The sequence below is a fragment of the Arthrobacter rhizosphaerae genome (assembly GCF_023062595.1).
Taxonomy (GTDB): domain Bacteria; phylum Actinomycetota; class Actinomycetes; order Actinomycetales; family Micrococcaceae; genus Arthrobacter; species Arthrobacter rhizosphaerae.
In genome coordinates this window covers 109,145-133,800 of the sequence record NZ_JALLAN010000012.1, presented here as the reverse complement: position 1 = coordinate 133,800, position 24,656 = coordinate 109,145, and the positions used below count along the sequence as shown (strand labels likewise).

At 59.5% G+C, this 24,656-nt stretch carries 14 protein-coding genes; 7 read left to right on the top strand and 7 right to left on the bottom strand.

Annotation, left to right across the window (positions count from 1 at the left end; translation table 11 throughout):
• Positions 1-53 precede the first annotated feature (53 nt).
• The 6 genes from MU551_RS16290 (at position 54) to MU551_RS16265 (ending at position 10,958) form a co-directional block, all read left to right on the top strand.
• Complete coding sequence (locus tag MU551_RS16290) at positions 54-3,161, top strand: family 78 glycoside hydrolase catalytic domain (protein ID WP_443629603.1); 3,108 nt, start codon at positions 54-56, stop codon at positions 3,159-3,161.
• Positions 3,158-4,342: a glycoside hydrolase family 43 protein gene (locus tag MU551_RS16285; RefSeq protein ID WP_247046329.1), complete on the top strand. Its 1,185-nt coding sequence runs from the start codon at positions 3,158-3,160 to the stop codon at positions 4,340-4,342. The genes MU551_RS16290 and MU551_RS16285 overlap by 4 nt, the downstream gene beginning before the upstream one ends.
• A gap of 1,112 nt (positions 4,343-5,454) precedes the next feature.
• A complete protein-coding gene (locus tag MU551_RS16280; RefSeq protein WP_247046327.1) occupies positions 5,455-6,417 on the top strand; it encodes a carbohydrate ABC transporter permease in 963 nt (320 codons plus the stop codon).
• Positions 6,414-7,241: a carbohydrate ABC transporter permease gene (locus MU551_RS16275; protein ID WP_247046326.1), complete on the top strand. Its 828-nt coding sequence runs from the start codon at positions 6,414-6,416 to the stop codon at positions 7,239-7,241. The genes MU551_RS16280 and MU551_RS16275 overlap by 4 nt, the downstream gene beginning before the upstream one ends.
• 103 nt (positions 7,242-7,344) lie before the next feature.
• On the top strand, positions 7,345-8,622 hold the full coding sequence (locus MU551_RS16270) for an ABC transporter substrate-binding protein (RefSeq protein ID WP_247046325.1): 1,278 nt from the start codon (positions 7,345-7,347) through the stop codon (positions 8,620-8,622).
• A gap of 479 nt (positions 8,623-9,101) precedes the next feature.
• Positions 9,102-10,958, top strand: a complete 1,857-nt coding sequence (locus MU551_RS16265) for a hypothetical protein (protein WP_247046324.1) — start codon at positions 9,102-9,104, stop codon at positions 10,956-10,958.
• Between the two features lie 290 nt (positions 10,959-11,248).
• Here MU551_RS16265 and MU551_RS16260 read toward each other — a convergent pair whose 3' ends face one another.
• From MU551_RS16260 to MU551_RS16240, 6 genes are all read right to left on the bottom strand, one after another.
• Positions 11,249-12,505, bottom strand: coding sequence for an MFS transporter (locus MU551_RS16260; protein ID WP_247046323.1), 1,257 nt, complete (start codon positions 12,503-12,505; stop codon positions 11,249-11,251).
• A gap of 98 nt (positions 12,506-12,603) precedes the next feature.
• Positions 12,604-14,625 (bottom strand): beta-galactosidase, encoded by a 2,022-nt coding sequence (locus MU551_RS16255; protein WP_247046322.1) that lies wholly within the window; start codon positions 14,623-14,625, stop codon positions 12,604-12,606.
• Between the two features lie 132 nt (positions 14,626-14,757).
• The gene (locus MU551_RS23760; RefSeq protein WP_504871031.1) at positions 14,758-15,336 is read right to left on the bottom strand and encodes a LacI family DNA-binding transcriptional regulator; all 579 of its coding nucleotides are present in this window, start codon (positions 15,334-15,336) and stop codon (positions 14,758-14,760) included.
• 31 nt (positions 15,337-15,367) lie between these two features.
• The gene (locus MU551_RS16250; RefSeq protein ID WP_247046321.1) at positions 15,368-16,510 is read right to left on the bottom strand and encodes a serine hydrolase domain-containing protein; all 1,143 of its coding nucleotides are present in this window, start codon (positions 16,508-16,510) and stop codon (positions 15,368-15,370) included.
• A gap of 118 nt (positions 16,511-16,628) precedes the next feature.
• Positions 16,629-17,672 carry a family 43 glycosylhydrolase gene (locus MU551_RS16245; protein ID WP_247046320.1) on the bottom strand — a complete coding sequence of 348 codons (1,044 nt, stop codon included), beginning with the start codon at positions 17,670-17,672 and terminating at the stop codon, positions 16,629-16,631.
• A 415-nt stretch (positions 17,673-18,087) separates the two neighbouring features.
• Entirely contained in the window at positions 18,088-20,661 is a 2,574-nt protein-coding gene (locus MU551_RS16240) for a family 78 glycoside hydrolase catalytic domain (protein ID WP_247046319.1), read from the bottom strand.
• A gap of 261 nt (positions 20,662-20,922) precedes the next feature.
• Here MU551_RS16240 and MU551_RS16235 point away from each other — a divergent pair, with 261 nt between their 5' ends.
• Positions 20,923-21,993, top strand: coding sequence for a LacI family DNA-binding transcriptional regulator (locus MU551_RS16235; RefSeq protein WP_247046318.1), 1,071 nt, complete (start codon positions 20,923-20,925; stop codon positions 21,991-21,993).
• Between the two features lie 169 nt (positions 21,994-22,162).
• Here the strand turns inward: MU551_RS16235 and MU551_RS16230 are convergent, their stop codons facing one another.
• On the bottom strand, positions 22,163-24,574 hold the full coding sequence (locus MU551_RS16230; RefSeq protein ID WP_247046317.1) for a glycoside hydrolase family 3 N-terminal domain-containing protein: 2,412 nt from the start codon (positions 24,572-24,574) through the stop codon (positions 22,163-22,165).
• Positions 24,575-24,656 lie beyond the last annotated feature (82 nt).

The following is a 24,656-nucleotide window of genomic DNA, read 5'->3' as shown; positions in this document are numbered from 1 at the left end:
AGGCTCGACGTAACAACTATTGCAATGACGTTTCGATAAATGGAACGATCTAGATGCTAGTAGTGATCGCGCGCCAGAGTAGTGGCGATGCGTCCCTTCTACATCGCCTCAAGATTCCGGAGATTTCGTTGATGCCACTTTCCCCTCCTCATGACCTCCGAACGGACGGGGACGTCTTTCCCTTGGGTGTTGGGGAAGTCCCACTGCTCTCATGGGCTCCAGCTTCAGGTCAAGAGCAACTCAGAATCGTCGTCATGGACAAAACAGGGGCCATCGTCGGGGATTCGGGAAACGTGGTTTCAAAAGCGCCGCAACTGCGTGTTGATGTGCTGCTGCGGAGTCGGGCGAGCTACAAGTGGAGGGTCCGTATTGCCGACGCGGATGGGCACTGGTCTCCGTGGAGCACGTGGGCATTTTGGGAAACGCCGCTGCTTGACGATTCGGACTGGCAGGCGAAGTGGGTTTCGCGCTGGACGCCCAGGGAAACGCGGGTCACTGCATCGATTCACTCGGACACGGTCGACTGGATGGAAGCCGGGAGCATCCTGGAACAGTCATTTCAAGCAACCGGTCCTGTCACAGCAGTCAGCGTCGACCTGGACGGCGATATTCCCTCCGACGTCATTGCCCGCATGCAACTAAGGAACAGTGCTGGTGACGTCGTCGCTCAGCGGGAGCTGGACGGAAGCTGGAACATCTGGGCGCGGTTCATGTGCTACCTGGAAGTAAGAACACCGGCACCTCCCGGCACGTACACATTGTCGATCACATGCGAGCAAGGACGGCTTGGCTGGCGTAGAGCAACAACAGCAGCGAGCCTTCCTGACGATGACGGAGTGATGCCTCTGCCGGTTCGGGGCGAAGCGACGGTGGATGGCGTATCAATACCCGGAGTCCGTACCTTGGCTGTGGAAACGCTCCCGGCGCCGAACCCCGTACTGAGAACGAGCTTCACCATCCCTGCCGGGGTGACTTCAGCCCGTCTCTATGCCGTGGGGGTCGGTTATGGCGCGTTCAGCATTAATGGCAGATCCCTTGGCAATGAACTTGAACCCGCAACAACAGACTTTACGAAAACCGTTTTGTACAGAACCTATGACGTCACCGCCGACCTGAACGCCGGTGAGAACACCCTCGTGGTGGAGTTGGGCCGCGGCTTCTTCTCCGCGAGGGGAGCAAGCATCTGGGGCTGGCACATAGCACCGTGGTCTAGAGAACCAATGGCAATCGCTCAGTTGGAGTACCTGGACCAGGACGGGCAGCGGCAGGTTGTTTCCTCTGGTCCTCACTGGGAGGCCTCAATAGGACAGGTTGTGAGCGAGCTCCTCTATTCCGGCGAAGTTTGGCAGATGCAGGCCAAAGAGAAATCTGTTTGGGAACCCGCTGTCCTGGTTAATCCTCCAGCCGGCACCCTGCGCCCAGCAGCCCTCCCTCCTGTCAGGCTGGGATCAGCAAAACCGCCCGCATCTATGCACTATGCAGGGACGGCCAGAGTTTACGATTTCGCCGAAATGGTAGCTGGCCGAGTCCGGTGCACGCTCAGTGTTCCGGGCGCCACCGAAGTCCGAGTGAAGTACGGCGAAACCCTGGATGATGATGGTGCAGTGTATTGCGAGAACCTATTCGCGGCCGGCCCAATCCAGACGGACCGCCTGCTTTTTGATTCCTCCGCCGACCGTATCTGCTGGGAACCGAAGTTCAGCTACAAAGGCTACCGATACGTGTCAATCGAAGCTGCTGAACCAGTGACAGTACACGACATCTTTTCGATCCCCATGCACACTGATGTCCAAACTCTGGGTGCCTTCGAATGCAGTGAGGAGACTCTCAACTGGCTTGATCGCGCATTAGCTAAAACCTTCCTGAATAACCTGCACGGTATCCCGACGGACACTCCTGTATACGAAAAAAATGGTTGGACAGCAGACGCCCACCTGACGGCCGAAGCCCTGATCCACCAGTTCGACTTGAAAACGACTTTCGGTAAATGGCTCGATGACCACGCCGATGCTCAGGACGACGCGGGCGTCGTGTCAAACATCGTTCCCACTCCGGGCTGGGGACGGGCCCCGGATCCGGCGTGGAGCGCATCGGCTGTTCTAATACCTTGGAACCTTTACTGGGAATACGGCGACCTCAAGCTGCTGGAACGACACCACGAGATGGTGATCAGGTACGCAGATGCCATGTACGCCCTGTCCGAGGAGGGCATTTGGTCGCATCCCAGTTACGGAGACTGGCTCGCCCCAGGCCATGAACGTGCCCCCGAGGGATCGGCGCCAACTGCCACAATGATGCTAATGAAGGTCCTATCGACAGCAGCGGACATTTCGACGGCGCTTGGCGAGCATCGGATTGCGGCGCGGTTCAGCGAACAATCCTCACTAGTCGGAGCCGCGTATCACCGGTCCTTCTTCAACGAAGACCTCGGATCTTACGGCAATAAGGCCTTTGGATACCGCCAGACCATGAACGTGCTGCCCCTGGCCTTCGGCGCCGTGCCGCAGCAACACCGGACTACCGTTTTTCGCTCACTCGCCGCCGATATCCTTGAACGGACAGCGGGGCATCTGGACTGCGGTGCGGTTGGGGCCAAGTACCTGCTTCCCGTGCTTTCGAAAGGTGGGCGGGATGACATTGCGGTCAGCGTTGCCACTCAAAACACAAGGCCAGGCTGGGGAGTCTGGCGCGAAGCCGGCGAGACTACGCTACTTGAATCGTGGGACACCTCAGCAAGGTCACACAACCACTACTTCCTGGGCAGTGCTGCAGCCTGGGTACAGCAAAAAGTTGGAGGCATTCGGTCCACCCGGCCAGGGTGGGAAGAGTTTACTGTCGCACCGTTAGCCGATCCCCGGATATCGAGGGGGGCACTTTCACACCTGACACCACGCGGGCAGGCAGCTATCAGCTGGACTCGGGAGGCCGGGACCTGGCACCTGGACGTCACGGTTCCGTGGGGCGCCTCCGCCACAATCGGCATCGGGACAGCCGCCGGGACCAAGCTCTCCGGGGGCTTCCACCGCCTGGAATTTGAGGACGCCCCACCGGCCATCCCCTCTCACCTATCAGAGCGTCCCACGGATCAATTCGCCAAGCGGAGTTTAGATCTTCGGGGTCCGAATTTCCCGACTTCCCCTACGAAGGACAAGCGACATTGAGACATCCGAACACCACATTGACCGGTCAAACCACGATGGGAGAATGGCTCGTTCATCCGGTCGGCGCCCCACTGTTCGTGGAACTGCTGGCACAGGATGGCCTCGAAGCCCTCCATCTAGGCCTGGCTCTGGGCCGTCCGCTGATTCAGCTTGTTCAGCTGACGAAGGGCAGAATCTCTGAGTCAGCTATCGATGACCTACTCCAGGTTGCCACTGAAAAGTTGGTAGCCGGAGGTTCCGGCACGGCAGGTCAAGAAGGCCTCCGCCTTTCCGTTCCGGTACGCAGGGGAATGACCTTGGACGAGATCCAAATAAGAGACCCATTCATCCTCAGCGACAGCATAGACTCCACCTACTACCTCTACGGAAGCACGGACAAGAACGTGTGGTCCGGCGCCGGCACGGGCTTTGACACCTATCAAAGCAAGGACCTGATCTACTGGGAAGGTCCCTTTGCAGCATTCCGGCCGCCTTCAACTTTTTGGAGCTGGGGCATGTACTGGGCACCTGAGGTCCATAAATACCAGGACCACTGGTACATGTTCGCCACCTTCACCGCCCTGAACGGCCATCGGGGAACACAAGTTCTCAAAGCGGACCATCCTATCGGCCCATTCAGGCCATGGAGTGATGGCGCGGTTACCCCACATAAATGGCAATGCCTTGATGGAACCTTGTTCCTTGACGATGGGCGGCCTTGGATCGTTTACTGTCACGAATGGACCCAAATTCACGACGGCGCAATGTACGCCCAGCGTCTCAGCGCTGACTTAAGGTGCACGGAGGGCACACCGGTGTTCCTGTTCAATGCATCGGACGCTAACTGGTCAAGGCCCATACAGGGCCTCTCACCCAGTTTCAACTTTCCCGCTCATGTCACCGACGGACCATCACTTTTCCGCTTGGACAACGGGCACCTGATGATGTTGTGGTCAAGCTTCGGGGAGCATGGTTACGCAATGGGCATCGCGCACTCCACATCGGGGAATATCGAGGGCCCTTGGACACAGGAACAAGACGCTCTGTGGTCCGCAGATGGTGGTCACGGCATGATTTTCAGGCCGAATGATGGAGGGCTGGCCCTAACGCTGCACCAACCCAACACCACGCCCGATGAGAGGGCAATCATTTGGATGCTCACTGAGCGTGAACGAACAGTGGCACTCGGAAAGCGTCGCTAACGCGCCCGCCACCAAGGGACTGACAGCTTCGCACGAAGGCTCAACCCCAGCGTTGGACAGTACACTGCCAGCCAGTTCTTTTGTTCGCAGCACTTCGACCTGTTGCGGCCGTCGCTGCGGTCGACGGCAGACGCCGGCTCCCGTGCGTAATCGGCGCGGGGCCAGCCCTCGTATAGACGCAGTTGGCAAAAATGCCACCGTCCCATTCCGACCCTCTGGTTTTTGGCACTTCGGATGCGATGGGAGCAAGAACTCTGCCAACCTGGCGCCGGTCAGCCGTCAAAGGGTTACTTCCCTCGGAAGGTGCCGCTGCTCCTTGCTAAAGCGTCGCAGTGATCCCTTCAGGGGGATGGCAGCGCTGCTCGTTCCCCGGGCGAAAGAAACAATAGGTGTACTAGTTGGTTCACCCAGCAGAAGACCCGGTGATGGCACGCCAATGTGACTGAACTTGTTCCAGTACCGAAGCGCCTTTGCGAGTGCTCCCGTAGCCGCCTAGCGAGAGTCCGGCGACGAAGGTATAAGTCGCGGCGGGACGGCAAAGGGAAAGGTTCTCCGCGTGGACTCGAGCAGTTCGTCTCCGAGGAACTGGTCATAGGGCTGACGAAGAATGAGCCTCCGAGGTCGTATAGCAGATCGGAGTTTCTACGCTCGGTGAGCTGCCTGTTAGTAATTCCCGGTGTTCCTCTCAACATCATTGGACAGCGGCCCCGAGAAACCCGTTCGAGCGGCGGTTCACCATGTAACTTCCGTAAAGCAGCGGATCGGAGGGGTTTCCAGGCCGAACATATCGCCAAAGGGGTCGCTATTTTCATCCGTTGGAACTATAATCCAATTAGCGGAACTCATCTAGCCTTAGCTGTCAGCAGGGAATCATCGCAAGACGGGCCCCCAGTTCACATGAAAACTGACGATCGGCAAATATGGCACGAAGTGCTGCACGCTCCGTCAGGCCAATGGGATTCATAGGCTCGGCGAAGCTTGCGGCACCTGATTGATACGTTCCACTTGTTTTTGAAACCTGCCGAGTATAACGTTCTACGCGAAACGCATATCGACGCCGAAATCTCCTCTCGGCGCTTAAGCGATATCGCATTTGAGCACGAAGGAGTGTCATGTCATCCAGTGGTGTTGAACTTCCCACGCGTAGCGGGGTGCCCCCGGCGGTTAAGGAAACATCAATTTCTCCCCGCAAGCGCCGTCGTGTCCGTTCTGTCGGACGCGAACTTTGGTGGTTGATACTGCCCGGCGCGGCCGTGTATCTCTACGTTGTTGTCGTGCCCACCTTTCAGGGTCTTCAAGGCGCTTTCACTGATTGGTCATTCGGGACAGTGGGCGCACCGAATTTCACAGGGCTTGAAAACTTCACGCGCATTTTCAGCACAGACGCGGGCCCGGCGGTATTCCGTACGCTCCAGTTGGCCTTCGTCGTCGTGGTTGCACAGAACATCATCGGTTTAGCCCTCGCGCTTCTGCTCAACGGACGGGTGTTCGGACGCAACATGCTGCGCACCATCGTCTTCGCACCGATGGTCGTCTCCTCGCTCGTTGTTGGCTACCTGTTCAAGTACATCTTCGGCCCACCCGGTGTAGGTGGAGTCAACCAGGTCCTGGCTGCTCTCGGTCAGCAGCCGGTCGACTTTCTCGGCAATCCAACGACGGCAATGGTCATTATCATCGTCACCGTTCTCTGGCAATCCATCGGTGGCAACATGATCATCTACCTAGCCGGACTCCAAGGCGTACCAGCCGAGCTAGAAGAGGCGGCGGCCATCGACGGCGCAGGCTACTGGACGCGCTTCTGGTTCGTAGTCCGTCCGCTGCTCGCCCCCGCGATCACCATCAACCTCATGCTCGGACTCATCGGCGGACTGAAGATTTTCGACCAGATCTTTGCGCTTACCAACGGCGGACCCGGCAATCAGACGCAGACCATCGCGACGCTCATTTACACCTATTTCTCCCAGTACGCCGACTACGGACGTTCGGCCGCTCTCGCCCTTCTCCTCGCGATCGGCATCGCGATCCTCTCTATCATTCAGTTCTCGGTCCTACGCCGCCAGGAGCGCAACTCATGAAAACAACAGGCCTTTGGAGCCGTTTCGGTGCCAACATCACCGCCTACGGGTCAACGCTCATTTTCCTTCTCCCGGTCTACGTTCTTATCAACCTGACGCTCCGGCCCGCTGACGATCTAACACCACCAATCTTTCCGAGTTCCCGCCCGACATTCGACAACTTCATCACTGCCTGGACCACTTCGTCCCTGCCGGGGTCAATCATCACCAGCCTGATCGTCACGTCGATCTCGTGCCTCGTGGTGCTCGTGATCGGTACAATGGCGTCGTACCCGCTGGCCCGGTCGACCTCGCGCCTCTCCACCGGAACTTTCTACTTCTTTATGATGGGCTTACTGCTGCCGTTCCAGCTGGCACTCATACCTCTCTACATCCAGATGCGCGACCTGGGTCTTCTCGGCACGGTGTGGGCACTCATCATCGTCTACAGCGGCGTGCAGTTGCCATTCACGGTCTTCCTCATTACGACCTTCCTGAGAGCCAGCGTCCCACTCGATTATGAGGAGGCTGCGCAGATCGACGGATGCAGCCCCCTGATGGCCTTTTGGCACGTCGTCATCCCTCTGTTGCGCCCCGCCCTTGGGACCTGTGTCATCCTCAACAGCGTCGGGGTGTGGAACGACTTCTTCACGCCCCTGATCTACCTCTCGGGAAGCGGCCAGGTGACCATTCCCATGGCCATCTACCAGTTCGTCGGGCAGTACACCACGAACTGGCCGCTCATCTTCGCGTCGCTACTGATCTCGATGGTCCCAGTCCTGGCGCTCTACCTGATGTTCCAACGTTACGTAATCCAGGGATTCGCAGGTGGACTGAAGGGATGATCCCCAACCAGTCCGAGCACAATGTCCGGTGCCCATCACCGGGTAGTTCCACTCAACAATGCACCATTAATCACAGCACCACTCCACAGGAGGAGAACGATCGATGAAGATCCTCAACCGCGTCGTAACCGCCGCCGTCGCTACCCTCACGGCAATCAGCCTTGCAGGATGCGCCGGCAGCACCGGCAGCACCAGCGCAACTAACCAGACAGACGGCGGCGAGCCAAGCGGCACCCTGACCGGACTGTTCTCGTCATACTTCAAGGACACCTACGAACAGATCGCTGCAGACTTCAAAAAGAAGTACCCCAAGGTCGACGTAAAATTCGACTACCAAGGCGGTGACGTCGGCCAACTCGTCATGACCCAACTGCAGGGCGGCACCGCCCCTGACATCCTCACATCATTTCCCGGCGGCACGATAAAGGACCCCGCCGACACTGTCGCCCACCTCTCCTCCACTGGCCGCATCGCTCCAATCGAAGCGCCCTGGACGAAGGATGTCCCGGACGCCTGGAAGCCATCAGTGAACTACCAAGACAAAACGTACGCCTACCCCGGAGCCCTCCAGCCACTCGCCGGAATCTACAACAAAACTAAACTCGACGAGCTCGGCCTGAAGATCCCCACGACCGTGGACGAGACCTATCAGCTCTGCACCGCCGCTAAGGACAAGGGCATCTACGCCTACGCCCTCGGCCTCGGCGATCCTGCCGGCCCACAGATGCTGACTTACGCTCAGCTCGCGACACTTGAACCCGACCCGGTAAAGTTTGACGCCGACATGGCCGCCGGGAAAGCAAAGTACACCGACTCCGTGTGGGTCAAGCAGTTCGAGATCTACAAGAAGATGGGCGACCTAGGCTGCTTCGGTGAAGGCGCTCTCGGCCGTTCGAGTGACCAGGCCGTGCAGGAGGTAGCAAAGGGCACCGCGCTTGCCACTGTTAGCGTCGGCGCAGTGCTCGGTCAGGTCCAAAAGGCCGCGCCGGGCAACAGCTTCAAAGTAGCGCCCATGCCGGCGACGAACAATGCTGCGGACACGAAAGTCGTAGCGCTGCCCGGCTTTGTCAATACCATCAACGCGAAGGCGAAGAACCCGACTGCCGCACAGGCGTTCCTCGAGTTCATGGGCGAGGCTGAGCCATCAGCGATTTATGCCAAGGGCTTCGCGTCCGTGCCTGTGCTCCCGAATGACGCCTACAAGGCACCCGAAGAGCTGGCCACGTTCGCTGAACTTATCAAGAGCGGCTCTTACGCACCGCTCGGCACCGTGCAGGCCGAAGTCCAGACGCAACTCAATCAGACGATTCAATCGCTGATCCTCGGTGACGCGACGCCGCGCCAAGTTGCTGAAAAGTTGGACGCTGTCTACAAGAAATAATTAACCCTGGCGATCGGGCTCGGCATTTAGCGGGGCCCGATCGTGCTTTCCCAAATTCCTCGTAGCCCATACCCTGCTCCCCTGCGGAGTGGAGTCCCATCGTCTGAAACGGCTCGAAATTACGACGCCGCGGCCGTGACAGACGTGAAGCTCCGAGGCAATCGTGCGCATGGAATGGCTGGTCATATCGATGGGCGGAAGCCACCACCGCCTGGGAACAGACTGTTGCACGCCCCACGCTCTCAGACAGGCCTAAAACGCCTTTCTTACCTTTGTCCCCCCCACTCTCCGGCCGGAACGCCTCCGGCCAAGGTTTATACACACTCCTCAGCGTGACGCTACGAAATGTAGGGGTTGAGCGGTATGCATCCGCATACAAGGTGCGTTGAAACGTTCCATTGAGGACGTTCTCCATCGCGCCTGATTGACTCCGATGTCTCGCCTCCGACAACGCTGGAGACCCCAATGAAGGAAGACAAATGACGATTCACTCCACCCTCGCCCGCCGCGGAGGGACCGGCGCCATCGCAGCGATGTTGCTGCTCGCTAGCGGGCTAAGTACACCGGGGTCGGCGCTGGCCGCCACGCCCACCTGCGCCACTATCGCAGGCGCCATGCAAGTAACTGCCGACTGCCTCGACCAGACTTACGCCACGCCCGTCATTGACAGTGAAACTGACGAATCGGCGCCGGTGCCACACCACCGAGTACGCGGGCATTTCGAGGGGACGAACATCCAATTCACCATCTACCTCCATGCACAGGAGAACAAGGCACAGTGGGAGGGGCGCTTCTTCCAGTTCACCTACCCCATCGTGTTCCCTACCTTGCCTGATACTTCCCAGGCGGACGAACGCGCAATAGGGTTCGCCCTCTCCAGCGGCGGTTACGCCGTTCAGGCTGGAAACAACTTCGTATCTCTGGGATACCGACCCGCGGCTGCAGCCGCGAAGTTCGCCGAATCCGTAGCCGCGAAATATTACGGCACTGCCAAACCCATCTCCGGCTACCTCTACGGACCCAGCGGAGGCTCCTTCCAGACAATTGGCGCGGCCGAGAACACCACCGACGTGTGGCAGGGGTTCGTCCCGATGGTGCAGGCAGTGCCCACCCCGACGTCCTACAACTTCCTCGGCCGGTCCGCCGCCGAACTCATCCTCGGCGACAAGGCTGACCAGATCCGGACCGCGTTGCTGCCTGGCGGGAGCGGTGACCCATACGCTGGCCTCGACGCCGCCGAACAGGCAATGCTGAAGGAGGTGCACGCGCTCGGCATCCCTTGGAAGGGTTGGGAGAACCCTGACTACCTGCTTGGCCGCTCTGACCAGTTCCCCAACGGTCTCGACTCCAGCGTCCCGCTTTCTTATGATCCAACCTACGCCGACGACTTCTGGAGCGCGGACGGTTACCTCGGCAGGGAGAACTCCCCACTGGGTGAGCGCGTCCGGGCGGAACTCGCCAAAGCGGGCGATACGGTCGCAAACCGCTGGAACATCGCCAATCGCTTCTACTACCGCTACCAGATCCCTGCCGCCAGTGAAGGCTGGATCGGGCTCGACCAGTTCCGCGGGCAGGACGGCACTCCACTCTATCCCCAACGGCCCGTGAAGGCCCCGGGCTTCGGCGGCGCCGTTTCCGGCAACACCGCTTTCAACGGCTCCATCAAGGGCAAGGTGATCGCTGTGTCCAACCTCTACGATAACGATGCCCTGCCGTGGCACACCGACTGGTACCGCCAGCGGGTCGAGACCAGCCTGGGCAAATCCGCGGCCGACACCTACCGCGTCTACTTCAATGACCACGCGGACCATCAGGGCCCTCCCGTCCCAGGGGAGGAACGGGCCAAATACCTCGTTGATTGGTACGGCATGGCAGAGCAGGCGCTCCGGGACGTCTCCGAGTGGGCCGAGAAGGGTGTGACCCCGCCCGCATCCACGAACTACCAGGTCAAAGACGCTCAGATCATCGTGCCCGACAACGCTGCCGGCCGTCGGGGGATCCAACCAACCGTCGATATAACCATCCAAGGCAAGGAGACCGCCACAATAGCGGCCGGCCAGGGTGTCACGCTCATGGCCAAGGCGCAGGTTCCCCCGGGCGCCGGTGAAATCATCAAGGCGGAATGGGACCTCGACGGCGACGGCGTATACACGGACGCCCCGCTGACCCGGACCGGGAACGTCATCACGCTTCAGACCACTGCCGCCTTTGAGAAGGCGGGCACGTACCTTGTCGCGCTTCGCATCTCCTCAGAGCGCCATGGCGACCCCACGGCCAAGTTCGCGCTGGCCCAAAACCTGGACCGAATCAAGGTTGTCGTTACTGCCGCAGGATAAGAGCGACACTCCGCACCATCGAGGCAGGGCCCCGCAGCCATGAACTGCTCCCCGGAAGTTGGACTGAGAAGTCAGTTCCGACTCCCGGGGAGCAGTTTTTGCGCGCACATAGGTAGCTATCCCAGGAACAGCGCGAGGCTGCAGTAGCGTGGTTGAGAAAGGCATAGCGCCTGGTGTACTCGTTCAAGTTATTGGCAGGTGCGACGGTGAAGGCCGCACCCTCATCGCCGTCCAATGTGTGACAGCCACTTGGCGCATATTCGAGAACTATCTGCGGGTTCCCGCCTTGCCTAACTCACCAACTTCCCTCTCCGGCTGTTTCGCTGGCGTTTAACCTCCCAGCCCATCGCCGTCAGGAATGCCATGAACATGAGTATGGCTGCAAAAAATGGCAATGCCTCCGCAGTGCTCCGCTCCAGGACTACGCCGCCCATAAAGGCGCCGCTCCCAATGCCGACGTTGAACGCGGTGGTCTGAAGCGCGGCAGCAATACTCCGAGCACGGGGGGAAGCCGTCCACATCATCCTCGTTTGGAGCATGATGGGGATTCCGCCAAACACGGCCCCCATGAGGATGAGGAGAATCCAAACTACAGCTTGGTACCCCGACTCGGCAGCCGCAGGAAGAGAGAACAGGATGCCAACCATGAGGGCCAACGCGCCGACGAAAAGTCGAATCGGCGCACGACCATAATAGGCACCGGTCAGCGCGACTCCACCTGCACTTGCGATTCCCCCCGCCAAAAGAACTATGGGAACGGCCTCCGGTGCGACCTTGACGACGTCCAGCAACCACACGACACCATAGGTGCCAAAGGCGTTCTGCGCGGCCACAACGAAAAGAATCAGGAAGCAGATCATCAGGACAGCAGGCAAGGTGGCGTCCGGGGTTGGCTTGCCCGCGTCATCTGCCTCCTGCCTCGGAACGAAGCTTGTGATGGGCGGAAGGAATCTAACCATCAGAAGGAAGACCAATAACGTAAGGCCGACCAACGCGGCGAATGACACGCGCCACCCAAACATCTGCCCAAGCGCGTTCCCCAGGGGGATGCCCAGAACGCCTGCGACAGAACCACCTGCCGCCGTCACAGCGGTCGCCTTCCCTAACTGTGACGAACGGACAAGAGAGGCCGGGTATGCTGCAACGACCGACCAGAAGGCCCCATGGGCCACTGCGCCGAGTATTCGCGCCGCAAGCAACATCTCGAATGTCGTCGAGAGGGCTGTCGCTGCGTTCGCAGCCCCAATGGCGGCAAACGAAACCAGGACCAATGCTTTACGGGGGATCCGACGGGTTACCGCGGCTAAGGGCGCAGCGGTCAGTATGACCGTCAACGCGAAAACCGTGATGAGGTTGCCTGCATCGCTTGGAGGGCGCTGGAAGGTTTCAGCAATTTGCGGGATGAGCCCTCCCGGCAAAAACTCTGTTGACATCGAGATGAAGATCGCCGTGGAAAGCAGAAGCAAACCCCCCAATGGAAAATGCTCCCCGGTGCTGTCTTCCTTTAACTGTCCATTTCCCGGGTCCGCTTTCTCAAAAAACGTCATTCTCATTCCTCACAACAGTCAGATCGATATTCCTGCCGCGATGAGATGCGGATCAGAGGTCACACTGTGTGACCAGGTGGTGAACGGTGGACTCGCGCTTATTCAGTGACCCGGACCATGCGCCAGTCAAATGGCCCAAGCTCGACACCGTTTACGGGCTCACCGGAAAGAACATCGTGTCCTTTTACAGGGACACCCTCGGGTTCGCTTCCGTGGTTTATCACGGTGAGTACGTCACCTCTCCTTGCCACTTCGACCCAGGGAGATATTCCGCTCAGCTCGGGCTGCACCCCCGCTTCCGCCAAGGACCAAGCGGTTACGTGCTGCATTCCGGCATCATCAGGAATGGTTGCCAGATAGGTTCCCCGACCGGTCCCGTATGCCTGTTGGGTCAGTGCTGGGGCTCCCTTCAGACGGCCATCTGTGAATGTACCGAGGATGTCTGCGCCAAGGACACGCACTTCCTCACAGAAGTGCTCCCCGCGGATACTACCGAATGGCCCAGCAACCGAGGCATGCGATTGTCCAGGGCCGGTGCCCGAGCCGCCTGCGACGGAGTCTCCAACTGACCACAGCCCGCCCCCGCTGGAAGGGGCGATAAGGGCACCAAAGTCCTCAACGGTTACTCCCAGCACTTCCCGCAGGCCGACTTGGTAACCTCCTTCCCGTAAAGCGTCGTCCTGGTCCACAACATCCGTGAATGCCGAGACGAGCAAGTGCCCGCCACCCCGGACGAAAGACGAAAGATTCTCGGCGCCGGCGTCACTAAGTAGGTAGAGCTGCGGGGCAACGACAAGAGAATAGGCTGATAAGTCACCCGTCGGCTTCACTATGTCGATCGATACGTGCTGCGCCTGCAGCGCTGCATACCATCGCTGCACCAAGCGGCAATAATCCAATTGGATGGGATGGTCGGAATGCGTCAGAGCCCACCAGTTCTCCCAATCGAAGACGACGGCTACCTTGGCGTGGCTTTCGGGGGCCATCTGAGGGAAGTCCTTGAGCGTCCCACCCAGCTTTGTCACCTCGCGCCAGGTCCGCGTCTGGGTCCCTGCCTGAGGCAGCATCGCGGAATGAAACTTTTCGCTGCCGCGCCGCGACTGCCGCCATTGGAAGAATAGGATCCCGTCTGCGCCGTGGCCGATGGCTTGGGCGGAGAGTGCTTCCATCTGACCGGGAGCTTTAGGCGCATTGGAGGGGCGCCAGTTGAGCGCACCCGTCGACTGCTCCATTATCAGCCACGGCACGCCGGGTTTTAGTGAGCGCATGAGGTCCAGGGTGAAGGCAGATGATCGGAATGATTGAGGATCGTTGGGATCCGGGTAATTGTCGTTGGTGATGATGTCGATTTCCTCTGCCCATCGCCAATAGTCCAGGGCATAAAAGGCTCCCATGAAGTTGGTGGAGATGGGCTGGGTTGCCCCTGCCGCGCGGATGATATCCCTTTCCATGACGTACAGCTCAAGCACGGCGTCGGACGTAAATCTTTTGAAATCGAGGGCTCCACCTGGGTTGAGGCTGTAGGGGGCTTTCCGCGGTGGAAGAACCTGATCGAACGAGGTGTAGATCTGTGACCAGAACGCCGTCCCCCACGCCTCATTCAAGGCATGGATTGTGCCGTATTTGCGCTTCAACCACATCCGGAAGGCATCTCGTGCGTTATCGGAGTAGTCGTAGTTCAGGTGGCAGGCGTATTCGTTGTTGACGTGCCACATCACTACGGCTGGGTGGTGGGCATAGCGGGCCGCCAATTCGCGGACCAGGTCCGCTGCCAGTCGCCGGTACACCGGTGAAGTAGGAGCATAATGCTGACGGCTCCCGGGGCCGTATTTCGCCCCGTCCGCGTCCTGTGGCAGCATCTCAGGGTACTTGGTGGTCGCCCATGGCGGCGGCGACGCCGTCGCGGTTCCCATGTTGACCTGGATGCCGTTCTCGTGCAGCAAATTAATGACGCGATCAAGCCATTCCCAATCAAACACCCCTTCGTCCTCTTGGATCCGTGACCATGCGAAAATACCCAGACTGACAATCGTCACTCCAGCCTCGCCCATGAGCCGAACGTCTTCCTTCCAGACTTCCTCTGGCCACTGCTCAGGGTTGTAATCTCCGCCGTAATACATAGAAGGTGTCCTTTTCTCGGGTTTGGCCAGCTCGGAGAACCTGGTGACTTTTCCAAAAGTCTTTATGAGTCGGGTCGTCCTGGTGCCCTTCAGGGCTGTAGTCGAAATCGCGTACCCAGGGCCGTAGCACCATCACACGTCCGGGGGCAGCAGTTCGATATCGTCTGTTGGAAGGACCATCGTCCTGCCCATGCCGTTGTACATCAAGATCCACATAACCGAGCGGTCCGGCATGACAGCGTCAATCATTGCGGTTCCTTCTTGCATACCCATCCTGACGACCTGCACCTTGTCGCCCGGGCTCAAGTGCTCCCAACCGGCTCGGGTATTCTCCCGGGGGCTTTGTGCTTGCGTCTGAACAGGAGCTCGGTCCTCCCATTGCGCCGGTTCTGGAGGCCCGTGGCCCGCCTTACTAGCGGAGCTTGGCTTAGCCTGGGAACCCTTTCGCAGGGCAACTGCGTGTCTATTTGGAACATAGTTGAGCTTCGCGATGGTTCCGTACACAAGCTCACGCGTCGATCTCTCGACCCGCTCAGGATTGTTGAGAACATTGGAAACCGTGGTGACCGAAACGGCGCAGGCAGCAGCAACATCTCCGATGCGGGCGGGGCGTTTACTGTTGTCCACTCCGGGAGCAACAGACGGTAACAGGTCGTTTGCAGTCCCTGACTGTTCAATCCCCCGGACTGGCAATTCTGCTTGAGGCGGCATCGGCTGATGATCTTGGCGGTCTGACAAGGGGTCACCTCAAGGCTTTAGTTAGAGCGCGAACTACCGACTGACCTCTTTCATAATCCCCCAACAGGTTGGTGACGTAAGCGAAACCAATCTTTGCCTCAGCGTCGGCGAAGGCGACTTGGCCTCCCGCACCGTCGTGCCCAAAGGACGTTGATGACATGTAGGGCTGCCACGGCGAGGGGACCATCACGCCGGCACCCCAGGACTGGTAAGGGGGGTCACCTATGAAGAACGAAGGCCCTTCACTACGCAAGGCGCGCAAATTCTCCACGCTGTGTGGTTGAAGAAGCCGGATTCCGTCCGTGGTCGTGACAGCCGATGACCAGATCTTCGCGAGGGCCCACGCTGATGCAATTCCGCCGACTCCAGGGAGTTCGGCCTGATGGAATGACCGTTGATTGAAGCCCTCCGGACCAATCTGGCCCAGTACATTGGCGGCCCGCTCTATCCAGTACACCGACTCACGTTCGGCTTCGCTCATGGGGGCTGGGGATGGGGCAGGGAGAGGGGCTTCGACAAGTTGGCTGACCCGAGATTCTTCCTCTTCTGGAAGGCCGATCCAGGCATCAGCACGGAGGGGTTGAGCGATGACATCGTTGAAGACCAACCCAGCTGTACGCCCTGTGGCAAGCTTTATCAACTTGGCAGTAAGGGCACCGTGGGTAACGGTGTGGTATTGATGGCTTTCCCCTGGGTTCCACAACGGCTCCTGGCTTGCCAGCTCATCCGCCAGAGCGAGGCTGTCCAGTGCGGTTTCCAGTGTCAGGTCCTTCCGTGGCGCAGAAAGGCCACCCCGATGAGCCAGGACATCACCAACGGTCAGTCGGTCCTTCCCATGCACCGCGAACTCTGGCCACAGATCAGCAACGGTCGATTCAAACGGTGGCATCTCACCTCGCTCGACAAGCACCGCAATCAGGAGGGAAGCAAGTCCCTTGGTGCAGGAAAAGACGACCGAGAGGGTATCGGATTCAAATGGACGGCCGGTGCGGCCGTTCGCAATTCCAGCCCAGAGGTCTACTACCGGTTCGCCTTCGTGCCAGATCGACAGCGCCGCACCGGCACGCCCATCCGCGTCAATCGTTTCGAAAAAGGCGTCAGCAACAGGCCCAAAGCCCGGGGCCACAAGCTGTTGTCGATTATTCATGTGACGGTTTCCTATCACCAGCGCGGAGCTGGGCGTCGGTCGAAGGTGAGCAACGGTACGCCGGCCAGGGGAAGCCGGTCAGCATCTGTAAGCCAACAGTTCATATCAGCCCGCTGGTTCAATCGAAGTCTTCTACACGCCACTCGTCCCGCCACTGCAGCACTGGGTAGTCTCCATCAAGAGTGAAGGGGAGCCACACATAGTCGGCCTGTGACGTGTCAATGATGCTCAGATCTTCAGGGATATCATCGGGAAGTGGAGTCCCGGCAAACTGCCGCTCGAACAGTCCCCGTGCGTCAGAATCTTCGGGACTAAGATCCGGGCGCCACCTGTCTGCCATGGCTACGTAAAGGTCCGCTTTATCAGGGTGCTTGAAGACACAGCTGATCTGGCTCCGGAAGGACGTATCGCTCTTGTCGTCAGGGTGCGGGTTCCCGAGTACCGTCCAAGGCCCGTGATAGGACGGCGCGCTGGCCAGCTCCGAGGGGTTCGGAAAATACCCAGTGGTACCTGAGGTGACGAGAAAATGCGTGGTCCCGCGCTTGAAGTGAGCCGGTGCTTCCCTGACGAAAGGCGGCGACGCTAGGTGGAAATGCGTCGAATAGTAGCCTGTGACTTGAGCGTAGTCCTCAGTGAGGTCGGCACAAATCATCTCGCTGTGCACGCGCTCAAAGTAGTAGTAGGCCTTTCCATCGCTTGGCTCTACGACCAGGTCGAAGTCGCCTGCGTTCATTCCGAGGGGCCGGAAGCCGCTTTCGACCATTTCGTATGGTCCGAGGAAGGAATCCGCGGTCAGGATAGTGGACCGCTGGGAGCCGTCATTTTCCATGACTTTCAGCCAGCAGACATACCGTTTGGTGGACGCGTTGTAGATGATGTGTGGGCGGTCCATGAACCGTGAGGGATGAAGCGGTGAACCTGGATCGTCCTCGACAGGCAGGATGATCAGGCCTCTGTCCTCCCAGTTGTAGAGATCGGTGGACGAGTAGGCACGCACCCCCCAATGCCATATACCGCTGCCAGGCAGAGTCCGCGCCTTGTTCTCGCCGTACCAGTAGAAGACGCCGTCCTCCACATGCATCGATCCGCCGTGCGCTTGGATACGTTGTCCATTTGTGTCAAGCCAGGGCTGGCCTGGCCGAATGCTGTCGTACGTCGTCATCGATTTCCTATGTGTGGGGCGTTTGCAGATATCTCCCCGTTTCTGACGTTGGCGCCTTAGCGGCGGCTTTGGGGCTGGGAAACTCTCACTGCATCAAAGTGCTCAAATATAACGTTCTACAAAGATGGGGCCACCTCACGAGTCCCGGATCCACAGCGAACCGGCAATCGACCTGTTCTGCGGCCAGGCGCAGCGGCTCGGTTCATGAAGACTGTAAGGGTAGCTACATCGCATAGTCAAGTAGTCGGAGTTCTGTTCTATCTATTGGAATCCCATCCGCGAGCGTCACGTATTCTGAGAAACTCGCTGCAATGGTGGCGTCATGTCCCCGCGTTGCCACGCATGGGCATTTCCTTCATGCTGGTTTCCTCCTTCCGGATCGTCGGAGTCGCTAAACTCCACGGCGCCAAGACGGTCACGGATGGCCGGATGGGCTAGCGACGTTCCATTGGTGTGTCCCGTGCCTAACGTGGAAGAAGTCCGCGGAGCCCGGAAGGTAGACCCGGGCCTCTGCGCCAACCGGCACCGTTACATGTAGGTGGAACCGACCTAGTCTCCGCTGCCATGACACGCTTGCTACCCCGTAGGGGGTGAGGTGACGGGCGGCTGCGCTGTGGAGGGCCTCCGGAGGCTGCGGGCGGATGACCATGGTGCGATACCCGGGCGACGCCGGGGCCAGACCGGCGACGCTCCTGTGCATCCAATCCGCCACCGCGCCGAGTGCATAGTGATTGAAGGAAGTCATCTCACCTGGGTTTACCCTTCCGTTAGGGAGCATGCTGTCCCATCGCTCCCAGATTGTGGTGGACCCCTTGGTGACTGGGTACAACCAGGAGGGGCAGCCGGTTTGCAGCAGGAGACTGTGTGCGAGTTCCGGATGGCCCGCTGACGTCAGCGCGTCGCAGATCAGTGGAGTGCCCACGAACCCGGTGTTGATGTGAAAGCCGCTGGCGCGTACCAAGTCGGCGAGGCGGCGTTCAGCCCGCCGGCGCTGCTCCTGATCAGGAAGCAGAGACCACTCCAAGGCCAATGCATAGACCGTCTGGGCGTCGGAAAGGACTCGACCGGACGGAGTGACAAATGCCTGCGCGAAGGCGGCCCGCACCTCTTCCGTATGTCCAGCGTATCGTTTTGCTTCCTCAAATTGACCGAGAAGAGTGGCGGTCTCGGCGACGATCTGCAGAGATCGGGCCAAGTGTCCAGTGGCGACAACATCAGGATCGGCTTTCGCGCGGAAAGGGTCCTCGGGCGGCGCGGTAGGGTCCAGCCAATCACCGTACTGAAAGCCCCCCGACCACAGGCGATCCGGACCAGCGATGCGAAGCACTCCGTCTACCCATGCCTTCATACTGCCAAACTGCTGACGGAGGATCCCCACGTCCCCGTAGCGTTGATACAGCGTCCATGGCACAATGACCGCTGCATCCCCCCATGCTGCAGCGGGCGACGACATCAATTCACTACGTATCACGTCCGGGATAACGTGCGGAACCGAGCCATTCGGAAGTTGTTCGGCTGATAAGTCCGCCAGCCAGGAAGCGAGGAAGCCCGTCACATCATAAAGAAAGGAGGCAGTGGGTGCGAAGATCTGGATGTCACCAGTCCAGCCGAGCCGCTCATCGCGCTGAGGACAATCGGTGGGTACATCAATGAAGTTGCCGCGGGTCGACCACACGACGTTCTCATGGAAGCGGTTAAGCAACTCGTGCGAGGAAGAGAACCAGCCTGTACGGGGCAAGTCTGAGCCTACAACTACAGTCTCGAGGTCCTCGAGCCGCAGATCCGGGACTCCGGAGACCTCTGCATAACGGAATCCATGCAGCGTGAATGCTGGTTCCAGGGTTTCAACATTGGCGCCAGCGACAATGTAAGAATCGATCGCCTTAGCCGAACGCAGAGCGCGAATCGCGAGTTCGCCATCCTCCAAAGCCTCGGCGTGTCGGACCATTACCTCACTACCCGCTGTTAGTCCACGAACTCGAAGACGAACCCATCCGACCGCATTCTGACCAAAATCAACGAGGGTGTGACCCCCTGGCGAGCTCCAGATTCGCTGGGCAGGCAGTATCCCGGTTGGCCGGATCATGGGTCCCTCTTGGGCTACCAAACGTCCGTAGTCCTCGTCAAGGACCTCTACCGAGACTCTACGGGTACTGTCCCGAACCTCTGCAATCCGAAGGTCAGTGCGCTGACCGTCGTACAGGTCGTCCGAAATGATCTCGCTTTCCTTGGCTGCCCACTCGCCGTTGGTAGCCAAAACCAGGCAGCGGCCATCCTCCATGGTGACCTCCAGCTGGGCGAGCAGGCTCAGTCGTTCGCCATAGACGGCTCGCTTACCTTCCCAGCCAAGACGACCTCTGTACCAGCCGTTCCCGAGAGTGAAATCAAGGGTGTTCGCGCCATCCTGGACAAGACTTGTCACGTCATACGCATGGTACCGAAGTCGGTGCTCATAACTCGTCCAGCCCGGCGCCAGAACTGCATCACTGACCGGCTTCCCGTTCAAATGCGCACGGTATACGCCGTGTGCCGTTGCGTATAAACGCGCTTTCGCGGCACCCCGGGGGACCTCAAACCAGCCGGACAAAGTTGGTGCGCTGGTGTCCAACGCCCCTAGTCCCTTGGGACTAATGAACTGGCCACTCCAGTCCTCTGCGTTCAGCAACCCCACTTCGGCGACTGATTCATCGCTCCACTCGCTCCAGTAGGAGTCGTGGGCGACGCGGACCCGGACGGTGACTCGCTCACGTGAGGTCAAGGGCGCGCTGGGCCAGTTGACAAAGAGCTGTTCGTTGCTGGCTACAGTGAATCTCTCCACTGACGACTCACCGCGCGTAATCTCAAGTTCGTACGCCGTCTGCAGAAATCGCTCGCTGGCTTGCGGAATGATCCATGACAGTCGGGGCGAGGGTTCACCTAGGCCGAGCACGACTGAATCTTCCGTCCGGTGCTCAAACCGGGGCGCAGAAGGCCGTTCAGCTGAAACCATGCGAGTTCTCTCCTATTCTCGGTTGTCAGACACTCCTGAGGGCTCCCCCTGATTGCCGTGCTCATCGGCAGCTGGCGAGAAAGGTTTGTGCAACGTTCTACGCAACTGTAGGATCGACTCTTGCCGGTGGTCAAGCGAAATAGGTCTTTCTGCAAGAAACTTGGGTAACGTTGCAGTACAGATGAAGCAACCGCACCCCGCAATCCCAACAGCTCATCAACGTCGATCGACCTAGCAGGGAAGGCGGCACGAAGAAACGGCATGACCGACATGACGGAAGTCCATTCAGGCACTGAGCACAGTGCACCCCCGATTCGGCGCGTCACCATTGAAGACGTCGCACGCGACGCAAACGTCTCCGTCTCGGCAGTGTCCAAAGTCATTCGCGACGCGAGTGGCGTGAGCCCCCAGATGAAGCGAAAGGTGTCCACTTCGATAGATCGATTGGGATACCGACCACATGCAGGGGCTCGCGGCATGCGTGGCCGGTCATTCACCATAGGTGTAGTGCTCGTGCAGATGTCGGCGCCTTTCCAGGTTGAACTTGCTACAGGCATAGGCACCGAGCTTGAACAAGGCCCATACCAGGATGTGATAGTCGCCGCTGGCCTGTCGCGAGAGCGTCAGCGCCGTAGCATCGAGGCGCTGGTTGATCGACAGGTTGACGGGCTAATTCTGATCGGCCCTGCCCTGGACCACGCTGAACTGGAAAGCATCGGAGCAAGAACCCCTATGGTCGTCATTGCACGGCACGGAGGTGCCGATCATTTCGACACGGTTGTGGATGATGATCACCAGGGAGCGGGACTTGTCGTTGACCATCTCGTTAACCTTGGCCACGAGCGCATCATGCATATCAGCCATTCCTCGGGCGGGTTGCAGCGACCGCATGTGCCTTCACACATTGCCCGCCGTGATGGTTATGAGGCAGCAATGAAAAGATATGGCCTTACACCGGACGTATTAGTCCCTGGATTCACAGAAGAGGGCGGCCATCAAGCCGCGCTTGAGGCCCTCGATAGGCGCTATGCGCCAACGGCAATATTTGCCGGTGCGGATATCGCCGCCCTTGGTGTTCTAAGAGCAGCTGAGGATCGGGGGTTGCGCATCCCGGACGACCTCTCTGTTGCTGGCTACGACAACATCTTTACTAGCCGATTGCAGCGCGTTTCGCTGACAACGGTAGACCAATCAGGGGCCGACACTGGCGCCATCGCAGCTCGGTTGCTTCTTGATCGGATTAACGGGAGAACCGAGGCAGTGCATCACGTCATTGTCCCAAGGCTGATCGAACGAGGAACCACCGCCCAAGCGACGGCTGTCCGAACGTAAAAGTCTTAGCATTCCCTCGGCGTCGACCATCATTTCCAGTTAGGTGTCACCAACGTCTTTGGTCCATGCACCTAGAGTGCCGAGGAGCACGATCAACCTGCCGGGACGTTGTACTTGTCCCGGCAGGTTTGGAACTACTCATAGTCATGCCAAAGCACCTCAGCCGTTCTCACCGGGCATAAAAACCCCGGGTCCTCCCGTCGACGAGAGCATCTGAGATGATGGACACAGTGTCGCTCAGCCGCAGGTCGTGCGAGGAGGCGCCCACCAGGACATCCAAGTCTCCGGCTTCGACCCGCCAGCACATTTCGCTGTCCAGGAAAGCCACCTGACTGATATCAAGGTGAAAGTCCACTTGAGCCTTCTCCCCCGGTTCCAGAAAAACCCGCTGGAATCCCGCGAGCTCCAGAGCGGGCCTGGAGACTGAAGCGAACCTATCGCTCAAATAAAGCTGCACGACCTCGGTTCCCGACCGGTCCCCCGTGTTCGTCACAGTGAGCGAGATGTCTACGGTGTCGACGGCCTCCACTTCACGCTTAGAGAGGGTCAGACCGGCATAGTCGAAAGTGGTGTACGACAGCCCGTGTCCAAAGAAGTATCGCGGCGTGTGGGGCGCATCGACGTAGTCGGGGAAACCGATGCTCTCGCCTTGATGCCAGGCGGATCCGGAGGGGTGGTTGTAGTAAACCGGGACCTGGCCTGCGTTTCGGGCGATGGTGATGGGAAGCCGCCCACTTGGCCCATGGGCGCCGGTTAGGACGTCGACAATAGCCTCGGCGCCGCCCTCGGCCGGACTCCACGCCTCCAGGAGTGCCGCCAAGTGGCTATCGGCGGCGTCGCTGGACACCGGCCGGCCATCCAAGTGCACGCCGATTATCGGCTTGCCCAACCGTGCGAGCTTGATGATCAGGTTGTCCTGGCAAGGCGGGAGGTTGATGTTCGTTGCGTCGATTCCCTCACCCATCGAGGCGATGGATGCCGTGCCATGCTTCCCGCCGAGCGTCAGGAGCACAACGTCGGCATCGGCGGCGAGGGCAAGGGCATCGTCGTAGCCGGAGTCGTCGCTTCCGGCGAATGGATAGCCGTACGCCCAGGTTATCTCCGTGTTAGGCATTCGGATGCGGAGCTCTTCGAGCAGACTGCGTATGCCCGGCTGTTGGCTCTGCAGAAGTTCCTCGAAGGCAGGATCATCGGACGCCTCGATGGTGGTGCCCCGAATGTTGTTCGTGAAGGTCTTGATATCTTCACTGCGGGTGGCGAGGCCGGCCATCGATGAATTGGCGGCCAGCTTGCCCTCCGCCATGGAGTAATGCGTGTAACCACCAAAGAAAAACCGGGCAGTCACCGCGTGACAGCCGATCACCGCTATCTTCCGGTGATCCTGCTGCAATGGGAGCGCGCCGTCGTTGTGGAGCAGGACCAGCGACTCCCGGGCTGACTGTACCGCCACTGCCGTGTCGGTGAACGATTCGAAGGAGCTGTCCCGGTCAGAGGGGTCCGGGGCAAAGGGGTACTCGAAGAGCCCCATGCGGAACTTGGCCGTCAGTACCTGGTGGACAGCCCGATCAAGGAGCGCTATGTCGGCCTGTCCCTCAGCGAACCAATCCCGGAGACCGGGGCCGAAACCCTGCGGCACGTGGAGTTCCACGTCCATGCCCGCACGTAGGGCTGCCAGACCAGCATGGGCCGGGGACTGGGCGACGCGCTGGACTGTGTGGAGGTTTCCCACGGCCCCATAATCCGAGACGACCAGCCCGTCGAAACCCATCTGCTCCCGCAACAACCTTGTGAGCAGCCCGGCGGACGCCGACACGGGCTCGCCGGCCACCGAGTTGTAAGAAGGCATTACACCGCGCAGCCCCGCCAAGGTGATAGCGGCCTGAAAGGGCTTGCTGTACACCTCCACAAGCAGGCGGTCGGGGACGTTGCAGTGTGCGCCGTGGATGCCACCTTCCGTGTGGTGCGAGCCCACGAAGTGCTTCGCAACTGCTTCCGTGCGGCGACCATCGGCGTCTTCGCTCTGAAGTCCACGTGTGTACGCGACTCCAAGAGCAGCCGCGAGGCACGGGTCCTCGCCATACGTCTCGCCCTGACGTCCCATACGCGGGTCACGTGATACATCAAGCACCGGAGCCAGTGTATGCGTGATGCCCAAGGCTCGTTGCTGTCTGCCGACGATTTGGCCTACTTCGCGTTCAATGTCGACGTTCCAGCTCGCCGCGCGGCCCAGTCCGGAGGGGAAGCTCGTTGCACCCGGCAGGTAGGCGCCGCAGACCCCTTCCATGTGGAAGATCGCGGGAATGCCGTGTCCAGAGCGGTCCATCGCCTCGGTCTGAATTTTGCGCTGGAACGCGGTCACTTCGTCCAGCGTTAGCGCCGAACGGGTTTCGAGGGTGGACACCTCACCGATACCATGCGGAAAACGTTCACCGAAGTCAGAAACCTTCGTAATGTCGGTCGGGAAGTAGCAGGATACTTGAGCCATCTTCTCGTCCAGGCTCAACTCCCTTAGGAGCAGGTCAGCGCGTTCGGCCGCCGTCAGCGATCCGTTCATCCATGGGTTGGTCACGTGCGTGCTCATGAAAAGTCCTCGATCCGCCATTAGTTCTGCCGGTCGCCGAAGCTCCGCCTCCCTGAACCGGAGACGGCGGGCTGGCCCACCG